12 protein-coding genes are annotated in these 12613 nt (G+C 61.9%); 8 read left to right on the top strand and 4 right to left on the bottom strand.

Annotation, left to right across the window (positions count from 1 at the left end; genetic code table 11):
* Positions 1-17 precede the first annotated feature (17 nt).
* The 4 genes from BLR31_RS19280 (at position 18) to BLR31_RS19265 (ending at position 4687) form a co-directional block, all read left to right on the top strand.
* Positions 18-998, top strand: a complete 981-nt coding sequence (locus BLR31_RS19280; protein ID WP_090599413.1) for a chromate resistance protein ChrB domain-containing protein — start codon at positions 18-20, stop codon at positions 996-998.
* 17 nt (positions 999-1015) lie between these two features.
* Positions 1016-2431: a chromate efflux transporter gene (gene chrA / locus BLR31_RS19275; RefSeq protein WP_090599410.1), complete on the top strand. Its 1416-nt coding sequence runs from the start codon at positions 1016-1018 to the stop codon at positions 2429-2431.
* Between the two features lie 41 nt (positions 2432-2472).
* Positions 2473-3339 carry a DUF1259 domain-containing protein gene (locus BLR31_RS19270; protein WP_090599406.1) on the top strand — a complete coding sequence of 289 codons (867 nt, stop codon included), beginning with the start codon at positions 2473-2475 and terminating at the stop codon, positions 3337-3339.
* Positions 3340-3454: 115 nt separating this feature from the next.
* On the top strand, positions 3455-4687 hold the full coding sequence (locus BLR31_RS19265) for an MFS transporter (protein WP_090599402.1): 1233 nt from the start codon (positions 3455-3457) through the stop codon (positions 4685-4687).
* 506 nt (positions 4688-5193) lie between these two features.
* Here BLR31_RS19265 and BLR31_RS19260 read toward each other — a convergent pair.
* Both BLR31_RS19260 and BLR31_RS21460 read right to left on the bottom strand, forming a co-directional pair.
* Positions 5194-6177: a magnesium transporter CorA family protein gene (locus BLR31_RS19260; protein ID WP_090599398.1), complete on the bottom strand. Its 984-nt coding sequence runs from the start codon at positions 6175-6177 to the stop codon at positions 5194-5196.
* 448 nt (positions 6178-6625) lie between these two features.
* Complete coding sequence (locus BLR31_RS21460) at positions 6626-6805, bottom strand: hypothetical protein (protein ID WP_143009456.1); 180 nt, start codon at positions 6803-6805, stop codon at positions 6626-6628.
* 197 nt (positions 6806-7002) lie between these two features.
* Here BLR31_RS21460 and BLR31_RS21835 point away from each other — a divergent pair, with 197 nt between their 5' ends.
* Positions 7003-7335 (top strand): hypothetical protein, encoded by a 333-nt coding sequence (locus BLR31_RS21835; protein ID WP_176762775.1) that lies wholly within the window; start codon positions 7003-7005, stop codon positions 7333-7335.
* 207 nt (positions 7336-7542) lie between these two features.
* Here the strand turns inward: BLR31_RS21835 and BLR31_RS19250 are convergent, their stop codons facing one another.
* Complete coding sequence (locus BLR31_RS19250) at positions 7543-8751, bottom strand: chromate transporter (RefSeq protein WP_090599507.1); 1209 nt, start codon at positions 8749-8751, stop codon at positions 7543-7545.
* 552 nt (positions 8752-9303) lie between these two features.
* Between BLR31_RS19250 and BLR31_RS19245 the strand changes: the two genes are divergently transcribed.
* The 3 genes from BLR31_RS19245 to BLR31_RS19235 all read left to right on the top strand — a co-directional run bounded on the left by BLR31_RS19245 (position 9304) and on the right by BLR31_RS19235 (position 11746).
* Entirely contained in the window at positions 9304-10371 is a 1068-nt protein-coding gene (locus BLR31_RS19245; protein ID WP_090599391.1) for a Cj0069 family protein, read from the top strand.
* A gap of 210 nt (positions 10372-10581) precedes the next feature.
* Positions 10582-10788, top strand: a complete 207-nt coding sequence (locus tag BLR31_RS19240; protein ID WP_143009455.1) for a DUF378 domain-containing protein — start codon at positions 10582-10584, stop codon at positions 10786-10788.
* Between the two features lie 79 nt (positions 10789-10867).
* Positions 10868-11746 carry a DUF1259 domain-containing protein gene (locus tag BLR31_RS19235; RefSeq protein ID WP_090599504.1) on the top strand — a complete coding sequence of 293 codons (879 nt, stop codon included), beginning with the start codon at positions 10868-10870 and terminating at the stop codon, positions 11744-11746.
* Between the two features lie 576 nt (positions 11747-12322).
* Here BLR31_RS19235 and BLR31_RS19230 read toward each other — a convergent pair.
* Positions 12323-12613 (bottom strand): ATP-binding protein (locus tag BLR31_RS19230; RefSeq protein WP_176762774.1); only part of this gene is annotated, 291 nt, incomplete at its 5' end.

Here is a 12613-nt window from a genome sequence, read left to right as displayed (position 1 = left end):
AGTGATACGGTATTTTCATGAAAGACGACCGGCCATCAAGCCAACCATGGCTACTTTTGATCCACCAACTTCCCAGCAAGCCGGCCTATCTGCGCGTCAAGATCTGGCGTCGGCTGCAGGGAATCGGCGCCGTCGCAGTAAAGAGTACCGTCTACGCGCTGCCGGCGACCGCCGAGACGCGGGAGGATTTCGCGTGGCTCCTGAAGGAGATCGTCGAGGGCGGCGGCGAGGCGATGGTGTGCGAGGCGCGGCTGATCGATGGCCTTTCGGACGACCAGGCGCGGGCGCTGTTCGATGCGGCGCGCGATGCTGACTATGAGGCGATCGCGAACGAGGCTCGTGCGCTCGCAGAGACGCTAGATGCGGCGGCGGGCGGTGAGGAGAAGACAGAAGCGCGCAACCAGATCCGGCGCATGCGCAAGCGGCTCGCCGACGTCATGGCGATCGACTTCTTCGGCGCCACCGGGCAACTCGGTGCGGAAGGTGCCGTCGCTGAACTCGAGAGCCGGCTTACGGCGAACGAGGACCTGGACGCCGCAGAGCCACAGGCTGCGCCGACACTTGCGGACCTCAAGGGGCACATCTGGGTTACGCGCAAAGGCGTCCACGTCGACCGCATCGCCTGCAGCTGGCTGATCCGCCGCTTCATCGACTCCGATGCCGTCATCCGCTTCGTGCCGGGCAAGGACTATGTCCCTAAGCCGGGCGAGTTGCGCTTCGACATGTTCGAAGGCGAGTTCACCCACGAGGGCGACCGCTGCAGCTTCGAAGTGCTGCTTGCCCGCGTCGATCTCGACGACCCGGCCCTCCAGGCGCTCGCCGAGATCGTCCATGACATCGACCTGAAAGACGGCAAGTTCGCGCGCGAGGAAGCGGCCGGTATTGCTCATCTCATCGCCGGCATCGCGATCGCTCATGCGGACGACGAGGCGCGCATCGCTCAGGGAGCACCCGTCTTCGATAACCTTTACCAGTATTTCCGCAAGAAGCGCCGGTGACGCACAGGGATGGATCGATGAACAAGGTCGCAAGCAACGACACACAATCCATCGGGCGCGACGAAGCGCCCGACCACGGCATCCCTTTCGGAGAGGCCGTGCGCGTCTGGGCTCGAGTAGCGGCGCTTTCCTTCGGCGGCCCCGCCGGGCAGATCGCTGTGATGCACCGGATCATCGTCGAGGAGAAGCGCTGGATCGGCGAGAACCGCTTCCTGCATGCGCTCAACTATTGCATGCTCCTGCCGGGACCGGAGGCGCAACAGCTCGCCGTCTATATCGGCTGGCTCCTCCACAAAACCAAGGGCGGGCTCGTGGCCGGCACGCTGTTCGTGCTACCGGGCGTTGTCGCTATCATGGCACTGAGCTGGATCTATGCGCTCTTCGGCAATGTCGGTGCCGTAGAGGCGCTGTTCTTCGGGCTGAAGGCGGCGGTGCTCGCCATCGTGCTCGAGGCCGTCGTGCGGGTCGGCAAGCGCGCCCTCAAGAACAACGTCATGGTGGCGCTGGCCGCCGCCGCCTTCATCGCCATCTTCTTCTTCCAGGTGCCGTTTCCCCTGATCATCCTGACCGCGGCCATCATCGGCTTTGCCGGCGGGCGCGCGGGCCTTGCGCCCTTCCTTGCCGCCAACGGGCACGGCAAGGTGGGTGACAAGCAGGTTGCCGACGCGGACAGTGTCCTCGGGGAGACGATCCCCGCTCATGCGCGGCCCTCGCTCGCCTGGGCGCTGAAGATCGCGGGTGTTTTCCTCATTCTGTGGCTCGCACCGGTTGCGGCCCTTCTTGCCGCGCTCGGTCCCGGCAATGTCTTTGCCGACATTGCCGTTTTCTTCTCCAAGATGGCCGTGGTGACCTTCGGCGGCGCCTATGCCGTTCTTGCCTATGTCGCGCAGCAGGCCGTGGAGACCTATCACTGGCTCCAGCCCGGAGAGATGCTGGACGGGCTCGGAATGGCCGAGACCACGCCTGGGCCGCTCATCATGGTCACGCAGTTCGTGGGCTTCATGGGCGCCTTCCGCGCGCCCGGATCGCTCGATCCGTTGCTGGCGGCCACGCTCGGTGGCCTGCTCACCACCTGGGTGACCTTTACGCCCTGCTTCCTGTGGATCTTTCTCGGCGCGCCCTTTGTCGAGGCGCTGCGCAGCAACCGGGCGCTGTCGGCGGCGCTGGCGACGATCACAGCGGCCGTCGTCGGCGTCATCCTCAATCTCGCGGTGTGGTTCGGGTTGCACGTGCTCTTCGGCGAGTTGATCGAGGTGAGCGGCTTCGGCATGAGCGTCGATGTGCCGGTCCTGAGCTCGGTCAACGTGGCCTCGCTCGTGCTCACCCTCGGCGCGCTGATCGCCGTGTTCCGCTTCAAGGTCGGCATGCTGCCGGTGCTTGCCGCCTGTTCGGGCGCAGGTTTGCTCTCTGGGCTCGTTTCGGGAACACTTTAGGCAGCCTGCGTGAGTGACATCCCTTCGGAAGGAGACTGGCTATGACTGATGGCACTATGTTGGATCAAAAAAACCTTGAGGCGGCTGCAGGTATCGCGGGAACAATGACCGGCGACGTACTCAAAATGTCGGTGCCGCGCAGCGATGTAAAGGTGACTGTGGATGGCTTTGAGATAGTTCCCTTTATGGGCCTGACCACTTGGGCAGCGTTCCGCAAAGGCACTGAGCAGACGACGGTGATGGGCGACATCGTTCTGATGGAAGACGAAGTCGGTGTTGCCGTTTCCGCAGCAATCGAGGGGGGATTCTATGTGACCGCGCTGCACAACCACTTCATCCGCGCGCAGCCCGAGGTGCTGTTCATGCACATCGAAGCTACGGCCGACGAAGCCACATTGGGACAAGGTGTTCGCAAAATACTGGATGCAGTCGAAACGGTTCGCCAGGCTCGTCCCGTCAACCCTGCCATCAAGGAGGTCCCCAACCAACTGGATACCAGGCAGTTGGAAGACATCATCGGCGCCCCGGGCGAACTCAAGGACGGGGTCTTCAAATTCACGCTGGGGCGCCCGGAGGTTCCCGTCAGATGCAGCCGCTGCGGCGGTTTGGAAATCAACTCGGTGATGGGATACAACACCTGGGCGGCATTCCAAGGCACTGAGGAGCGGGCCGCGGTGTGCGGCGACTTCGCGATGCTCGAACTCGAAGTCGCTCCGATTATCCGGGAACTTCGCGCCGGCGGGATCGAGGTGGTCGCCGTCCACAACCACATGTTTTTTGAGGAACCCCGGATCATCTTCCTCCACTATTGGGGCATCGGCAAAGCCACTGACCTGGCCACTATTTTGGGCCGTGCCTTGGCAACCCAGAAACAGGTCCAGTCCGATGACGCGTGCTGTTCGCCATAATTGGTCGAGGTGGTCGCCCGTTTGGCCCCCCCGGCGACAGGGATCGGGCTGCGAGCTGCGGAGAGCGGATCAGCCGGCAACCGGACATGCGATAATCCATTTGAACTGAGCGCCGATGCGGTTGTACGCGAGATCCAAACTAAGCGCCCCACCGAGGCAATTGCTCGGTCCGGCGACCCATCTCCTCGCGGCACGCGCCTTACGCGACTTCGGCGACGGCTTCGTGGCGGTCCTGTTGCCGGTCTATTTGCTCGCTTTGGGGTTCTCGCCGCTCCAGGTCGGCATCATCGCCACCGCATCGCTGCTCGGCTCGGCGCTGCTGACCATCGCGGTCGGCTTCCTCGGCCCGCGTTTCGATCATCGCCAGCTTCTGCTTGCGGCCGCGAGCCTGATGATCGCAACCGGCGTCGCTTTCGCCGTGGTTCACGATTATGCGCTCCTGCTGGTCGTCGCCTTCGCCGGTACGATCAACCCGTCGGCCGGCAGTGTGAGCGTGTTCGTGCCGATCGAGCACGCGGCGCTGACGCGGGAAGTGAGTGACGCCAACCGGACGAGGATGTTCGCGCGCTACAGCCTTGTAGGAGCGCTCGCAAGCGCCGTCGGCGCGCTCGCCTCGGCCATTCCCGATGTGATGACCACGGTCGGGCTCGGCCAGCTCACGGCGATCAAGCTGATGTTCGTCCTCTACGCGGTTGTCGGGCTCCTGGGTGGCGTGTTCTATGCACGCATCCCGAAGCGCCCGCCCGCAAGCGAGGCCGCCGCCGCGCTTGGTCCCTCCCGCGCCATCGTCTTCAGGCTCGCGGCACTCTTCAGCCTCGACGCCTTTGCCGGCGGGTTCGTCGTGCAGTCGCTGCTGGCGCTCTGGCTGTTCGAGCGGTTCGACCTGTCGCTGTCTGCCGCCGGTGTGTTCTTCTTCTGGTCGGGTGTACTGTCGGCTTTCTCTTTCCCGGTCGCCGCCTGGCTGTCGCGGCACATCGGGCTCATCAACACGATGGTGTTCACCCACATTCCCTCCAGCATCGCCCTGATGCTGGCGGCGCTCGCCCCCAACCTGGGCGTTGCGCTTGCCCTGCTGCTGATCCGAGCAGCGCTCTCCCAGATGGACGTGCCGACGCGTTCGTCCTACGTCATGGCCGTGGTGACAGAGGCGGAACGCGCCGCCGCCGCGAGCTTCACCTCCGTCCCCCGCAGCCTCGCCGCGGCTGCCAGTCCCGCACTCGCCGGCGCCTTGTTCGCCGCATCCTACAAGGCTTGGCCGTTCCTGATCTGCGGCGTGCTCAAGATCACCTACGACCTGCTGCTGCTTGCGCAGTTCCGCCACATCAAGCCGCCGGAAGAGCGGAAGTAGGTTGCAGCTGACCACCGCCGGGCTCATTGCCTCCGTTCACCACCCTGAGGCGCTTGCGGGCGAGGTCCGCTCCTGTCGGCTTCAAACGAAGACGCGTCACCTCGGACGTCGGCGGCGCGTATAGCTCCGGTGTCGTCGGTGGCGCCACCCAGTCGATGTTGACCAGCGTTCCCCAGCACTTCGGACACCTAGACTAGGCCGTCCAGGAAGGCGTGAAGCAGGAAATCGTCGCCGAGCGTGATCGCCAGCGTCAGGACGTCGAGGACAGTGACCTCCGGACAAGGTGATGTGCGGCGGATCGCGGCCATGTGCCCCTTCACACGCCAGCCGGTTGCCCTCGAGAGCGTCCCGGATCATTGCCCACATCCAGGGCGGCGGCTCTCCGCTGCCTCGGTTGGGCGTAGATGATCGTCAGGGCTCTCTGCGCCGTCGGCATTCTAGCCGGCTGGTTCATGTGAGCTTCGATGTTCTCGGGAACTGGGCGCATTCAGCTTTATGCGCATGTCCTAAAGCCAACCGCGTCGTTTGAAATACACAAACGGAAGCAGGGCAGAGAGAACCATCAGCCCCAAAGCCCAAGGATACCCGAGGAGCCAGTGCAATTCCGGCATGTAATCAAAGTTCATGCCGTAGATTGATGCCACCAAAGTTGGCGGCAGGAACACGACAGCTGCGACCGAAAAAATCTTGATGATTTGGCTTTGTTCCAGATTTATGAGCCCCAGGGTGGCGTCGAGCAAGAAGGTGATCTTGCCGGACAGGAAGATCGCGTGATCACCCAATGAAGTCGCGTCGCGCTGGACAAGCCGGATGCGCTGCCGGAGTTCTTTTCCGGATTTGACGGGACCAGTCTCAACTGCGCTGTGGTAAGCGGCCAACCGGGCAATGCTGACGAGGCTTTCCCGGATTTTGGTCAGGAGATCGCCCTTTCGTCCAATCTGTTCAATGAGGGATTGCAGGTCTCGGGTCTTCTTGGTGGCGCTCTTCGACTTATTGCGGAATACCTCCTGGGAGATCGCGTCGACCTCGTCACCAATGCGCTCAAGGGCGTCAGCCGTTCGGTCGATGATCGCCTCAATAAGGCCTACCATTGCCATTTCGCCAGACGTGCATGGCTCGGCGCCTTCGCGCTGCACTCGTGCCGTGTATGTCGCGAAGGGCTTGGAGTCGCCATGACGGACCGTAACCAACGTCTTGCCCTTCAGGATGAAGGAGACCGGCACCTTGACGGCATCTTCGGTTTCCATGTTGGTCACCGCAGTCATTGTCATGAATGCGGCACCGTCCTCGCGGTAGAGCCGGTCCGAAAGCTCGATTTCCGCCATCTCGTCGCGCGTTGGGATGTTCACACCAAGGTGCGCTTCGACCTGCTTCACCTCGTCTCCCGTAGGATTCAGGAGATCGAGCCAGAGAGCAACTCGGTCTTGTGGCTGCTGAAGGTTCTCAACTGGCGCGAGGTGACCATTCTGGCCCGAGTAGATGCGCAGCATTTGCGGCTCCTATTGGCGAGGCTTGCGCCGTCCCTGGAGCCCCTTGTTCAAAGGCGCACTGGCGGCGCGATCGAAGATCGACTTCGACTGTCCGGTTGCATGATTTGTCCTGTGCTGGACGACAGTCAGATGACCGCCATACTGGCGAAGTGAAGGAATCCTAAGCGGTTGTCAATATGAGTTGTCCTGACGTGCCGCGCCAGGTTCTGCCTCCCGATTGTTGGTTCTAGAGCAACGTGCGAAAGGTGGTACCGGCCTTTCGCAAGAAACGCTGCGACGGCAAGAACTAGAGCCGGCGCTCTGGTTGCGTCAGAGCGCGTAAGGCTCTTGGGGCACGCGACCGAGTGCGCCATGTGTGAAGAAGCAGCGTCCGCTTCCTTACCGAGCTATGCCCGGAGCGGCGGTCTTGGAGGCAATGGTCAGTGGTATGCACCGCACGCTTCGAAGGTTAGGTGATCCTGCCAAACCAGAGAACCGAAAGCGAGGCCGCGGCAATAGAGACGAGGGCGGCGATGCCGGCGAGGATGAAGGCGATCTCGGTGAGCTTGCGTTCGGGCACCAGGCGCGTCGAGAGCGTTTCATAAACCTCCATCAGGGCCTCGGGGGAGTGAGCTGCAAAAATACTCACCTCGGGTGAGATCGGCTATGGTCTGCAGGGTCGTCAGGTCGAGCATCGCCCGCATCGAGCGCCCGCCGAAATCGACGACGTCACCCTCGGTCGAGCCGAAGCCGACGGTGTGCACACGAACGCCGTAGTCGGCGGCAAGGCGCGCTGCCAGGACCGGATCGGGTCCCGTCGTGGTTGCCCCGTGCGTCAACAGGATGATGACGGCGCTGGTAGGAGCCGGGCTCGACGGGCTGATGCTCGGGCTCCTCGGGCTCAGGGACGTCGAGCGAACGGCCGGCGCTGCTCGGCCGGTCCAGCAGGTCGCGCGGATCGTCGAAACTGTCGATGGAGAATTTCTCGTCGGGAAAGATGGTGGCGAGCGCGGCGATGGTGGCGGCGCCGACCGCCGTCCCACGCCGCAGGTCGAAGCTGTTGATGGTCGCGTCGAGCATGTCGCGAACGAGAGTCGGGGCCTGCACGAGCGCCCCAGACCCAGCGAAGGCGACGCAGCAAGGCGTGTGGCTTCATATCGGTCCGCGCATCGATCCTGAGATATCGATGGAGAGGATCACCGTGGAGGGCGATGAGGCGAGCTCCACCATGGCGACAGGACGGGCGATGGCGAAGAGCAGCAGGGCCGGCGGCACGTGCCGCCGCCAGGTCAGGTGCGTCCGACGGCTCGCCTCAGGAGCGGCAGGTTGCATACCGCAGGACCGTACGCTTCCTCACTTCATGCTCCTTTCCGAACATGTCGCGCATCATCCAAGGAAGCCGGAGCTGAGCCAGCCCAGAAAGCCGGCACCGAGAACCGCCAGGACGACGTTCACCTTCGACTTCCAGAGATAAAGGACGGCCAGAGCGAGCGCGAAGATCACCCCGCCGAGAAGCACGGACGGTAGCCGCTCGATGACGACAAGCGCGAGTTCGACCGTGGTCGCGGCGATCAGACCGACGACACCTGCGGATACGCCCTCCAGGAAGCTGTGCAGGGTCTTGTTTTCGACCACGCTCTCCAGACGCTCATGGAAGAGCAGCGAAAAGCCAAAGGCTGGTAGAAAAATCCCGGCCGTCATAGCGATGGCGCCGAGCGGACCGCCCCCAAAATAGCCGACGAAGGTGGAGAAGATGATGAGCGGTGCGGGCAGGATGCCGGACAGAGCGAGACCGTCAAGGAATTGGGCGTCCGTCATCCAGCCGTTCCCCACTGCGTCGTCACGCAGGAACGGAATGACAGTGTAGGCTCCCCCAAAGGTCAGGAGACCGGCCTTGAGGCCAGAGAAAAACAGGGCCACCAGCGATGCGTCCTGCGCGATCGGCCCGTTGGAGAGTGCTGTGCCCTGCGCGGCGCTTTCGAGCAGACCTGTTGAACTCTCTGGCCCGACCAGGACAGCGAGCACGGTGGCGGCTACCAGGGTCACGGCCGCAAGTGCATGCTGTCTTCGCAAGGCGAAGGCATAGACCAACCCTGCTGCCGGAAGCGTGATCCAGAAGCTCGCGCCGAGAAACGCTGCGAAAGCGCTGACGATCCCAATGCCCCAGAGCCATTTGTCGAGGAGTACGTGCTCTCCAATTCTGTGGACCGCACGCACGATCAGTGCAATGACCGCAACTTGAATGCCGAGAAATATCGGACCTAGAGCCGATTGCGTGATGTCGATCGTGAAGTAGAGCCACGATAGGGCGAACATCAGAAGGAAGCCCGGCAGCATGAAGCCGAGCCCCGCAAGGAAGCCGCCCATGCGCCCACCTGGAAGCATGCCGATATGGACGCATAATTCGTGCGCCTCAGGCCCCGGAAGCACCTGATAGACGGCAAGAAGGCGGTTGAACCGGCTGCTGGAAATCCAGCGCTCCTCATCAACGAGTTCTCGCCGGATCATAGCAATCTGCGCGACAGGTCCACCCCATGCGAGAAGGCCAAAGCGCAAAAAACGCACGAAAATCTGCCATTGCGATAGCGTAGGCACAGTTGGCTCTCGCTGATCGGCAACATGGCCACCGGAAGGGTCAGGCGTCTGAGTCATTATCGAAGCTGGACCTTTTGAGGGTGGACAGAGATGACAACCTCCGGTTCTGCATAGGAGGCCCTCACGGCCTTCAGTTGATACGTTTGTTGCTTTATATGGAATAAAAGATACAGTAGCAACATTGGAGGTGTAATGGCCATGACTCAATCCCGCCGACATTCTCCTCCTAATTCACCAGCTTCCGGCCAAGCTGGCCTATTTCCGCGTGACACCTTGGCGTCGCTTGCAGGCGATCGGGGCCGTCGCCGTGAAGAACGCCATCTATGCCCTGCCCTCGAATGCGGAGACGCAGGAGGCGACCTTAGCCCCGGCTCGTCTGAAAATATGCGTAGAGAATCGTCGACGATGGCTGCTCCACGAGCGAGCCGCTCCTCATCGTCACTGGTAGCCATGCCCTGAGGCAGAGGATCGGAACACTAGAGCGACGGTGCTCGGCGTTACCGCTTTTGTCGCACAGGTCACCTAGTTGCAATGAGTTGAAAGGATCTTTCAATGTCAGAGTTGACAGCCCACTTGGGACGCATAGCCGTCCTTTGGCGCGGTGATGAACTGGAACGCCGTGGAGCTACACCAGAAACCTGCCGTTTCAAGGCGATCTTCGCGGCGCTGGCTGGCGCCGGGGTCGAAGCTGTGCCCTTGGTCTACGAAGATGACGTCATCGACGCTGTGCGAGCAGAGCTGGAGACGCTCGATGGCGTTCTCGTCTGGGTCAATCCGATACATGATGGGCGCAATCGCGCCCGGCTCGACGCGCTGCTGCGCGAAGTCGCGGCGCGCGGTGTCTGGGTGAGTGCCCATCCCGACGTTATCCTCAAGATGGGGACCAAGGAGGTGCTCTATCATACACGGAAGATGAGTTGGGGGTGCGACACCGCCCTCTACCGAACCGCCGAGGTGATGCGGGCCGAATTGCCTGAGCGGCTGACCGGCGGTCCGCGCGTGATCAAGCGCAGCCGTGGCAATGGCGGCCAAGGCGTTTGGAAAGTCGAGAGAGTAGTGGGTCACGGCGTTCGCGTGCTAGATGCGACCCAAGACAAGGCAGAGCAACTGCCACTTGAGGAGTTCCTGAATCGGTGTGCCGACTACTTCGAGGACGGTCCTGTGATCGACCAGCCTTTCCAGGCCCGCCTGAGCGACGGTGTGGTGCGCTGCTACATGGTCGGCGATCGCTGCGCTGGCTTCGGCCACCAGAAGGTCAAAGCCTTGGTCGATGACCTGGTGACGCGGGCGGAGGTCGGCCCTCGCCTCTATACTTCCAATGCCGACGAGCGCTTCCAGCGCCTGCGCCGCCTTATGGAAGACGAGTGGATCCCGCAGTTGACCGCCTCGTTGGATATTTCTCGGCGAGACCTCCCCATGATTTGGGACGCGGACTTCATGCTCGGTCCGCCTGACCGCGAAGGCACTGATAGCTATGTATTGGGCGAGATAAACGCCAGCTCGGTGTTCCCGATCCCCAACGAGGCACCCGTTGAGATTGCGCGCCGAGTAGCTGATCGACTGCGGTCAAAGTTCAAGCAGGGCTTGGAACGCAGTCGCTTGGCAACACGACCTACATGAAATGGCCTCATGTTCAGGTGCTCCGATCCACGACTTAGACTGGTGCAGGTTTTCGGGGTGGACGATGTAGGGTTCGGTGGAAGGCCGGTGACGAGTGGCAACCATCGTTGTGTAGAGGCATTACCGGATAGCGCAACGCGCGTACCGTCATGCTTTGTGAGAGACAGCCGCAACTAGGTGACCGCGACCGGTTGTGCGAAGGAGGCCGACATGCGACCCCAAACGAGCGTCGATTGGATAGCATTTGCCTTGGTGATCCTCGGAGCGTTTGCCTGGGGGTTTTTCGTCTTCGACGTCAACATTCTCGACCTGCTGCTCGAGGCGATATGGGACCCACTCGACAACATCGTTTTCGCTCTGATTGCACTCGCGGGTCTCTATTTGTTGGCGAGGGCCTTTATGCGAAAGCCCGTGTAGCCCGCGAGCTGTTTTACCGCAGCATTTGCCTGTTCAAGTACAGGCACCGGCGTGGATCCAACCCGAAGAGGAACGTAAAATGCGTAGAGTGGCATTACTTGCAATTGCAGCCTTGTGCCTTGCGAGCCCGTCGGTGGCTCAGTCGAATTGGGACGCAATCGCCCAAGCGATTGGTAAGGAGGGCAGCCTCCAGCCCGGGGAGGTCTATCGGGTCGGATTTCCTCGTTCCGATCTCCACGTTTCGCTTGACGGTGTGGAGATCGAGCCCGGCCTGGCTCTTGGCACCTGGGTCGCCTTCAAGGATACACAGGATGGCGCCATGCTGATGGGCGACCTCGTGCTCGCCGAGGAGGAGGTCAACCCGGTGATGGAACGCCTCCTGGAAGGCGGGGTTGAGGTGACCGCCCTGCACAAGCACCTGTTCGGAGACGGACCAACTCCGATGTACATGCATATCGGTGGTCATGGCGATCCGGTAGAGATGGCCAAGACCATTCGAGCCGCCCTGGAGATGACGGGGACGCCTCTGGAAGCTGCGTCTAGTGGTGGTGAGCCTGCGCAGATCACCTTTGATACTGCGGCAGTTGACCAGATCTTGGGGCATGAGGGCGAGGCGGATGGGGGCATCTACAAATACAGCATCCGCCGCGCAGAGCCTGTCACCATGCACGGCATGGAGATCCCAGCCGCTATGGGGTCGGCGATCGCCATCAACTTCCAGTCGACCGGCGAGGGCCAAGCTGCGACGACCGGCGACTTCGTCATGACCGCCGACGAGGTCCAGCCCGTTCTCCAGGCGCTGAAGGAGAACGGCATCCAGGTCATGCCGCTGCACAACCACATGCTAGAGGAAGAGCCACGCATGTTCTTCGTGCACTTCTGGGCCAACGGCAACGCGCAGGACCTCGTGCACGGCCTTCGTGCGGCGCTCGACCAGATTGCCATCGCGGGCGGCTGAGGCAGCGTCTCGGCAACGACAAGGGAACCAGATCAGAGAAGTTCGTGATGCGACGATTGGATGGCAGGCCCGCGATGGCCCTGGTCGTTTCTCTGCTCGACCCGCGGCGCAACCCGTCGTGGCCGCACCAGAAGGGAAACGGGATAAGGCGGCACCGCCCCGTCAGCAAACAGCGCGCGCACCAAGTCGCACGACCAGCGGACGATCGAGAACACTGTTATCTGCCAAGAGGACTCGACTGCGACGAGCTGGTGCAGCGCTTACCTGAAGCCATGCAGGCGCTCCCATTGGATTCGCACATCCATGCCCCAACTGAAGGTTTTGCTCGCCGGAGCCGTGGAACGCACTGCTAATGCCGCCGGAGATTTGTGCGAAGAAGGACCTCATCTCGCAAAGCCGTATGACCATAGGTTAGTCCTGGATCACTTAAGCGGCTACGTGCGAGATAGGCTGCGATCTCGGCCCTACGGGAACGGACCTGGCATAACCCTACGTGTGCCTCTGCGTTGACTCTTTTTAGAGGTGTCAAGCGAAGCGAGGATTTGACCCCTTTGGCGAACTGAAGAACTGACCCCCTCACTGGTTTGCTGTTTCGTTGGTTTCGAGCGCCGGTCCGGTCTTCTGCAGAAGACCGGACCGGCGCTTTTCACGGAGCCGATAGCTGTCGCCCCGGATGGTGATCACCGTAGAGTGGTGAAGCAGGCGGTCCAATATTGCTGTGGCGACGACGGGGTCTCCAAAAACGCTTCCCCATTCTCCCACGGAACGATTGGAGGTGATCAGGATCGCTCCCTTCTCGTAGCGCCGCGACACGAGCTGGAAGAACAAGTGTGCGGCATTGGCCTCGAAGGGCAAATAGCCCAGCTC

The sequence above is a fragment of the Pelagibacterium luteolum genome, from assembly GCF_900100665.1.
Taxonomy (GTDB): Bacteria; Pseudomonadota; Alphaproteobacteria; order Rhizobiales; family Devosiaceae; genus Pelagibacterium; species Pelagibacterium luteolum.
The sequence above is the reverse complement of the archived record's forward strand: the minus strand, read 5'-3'. Positions and strand labels throughout refer to the sequence as shown.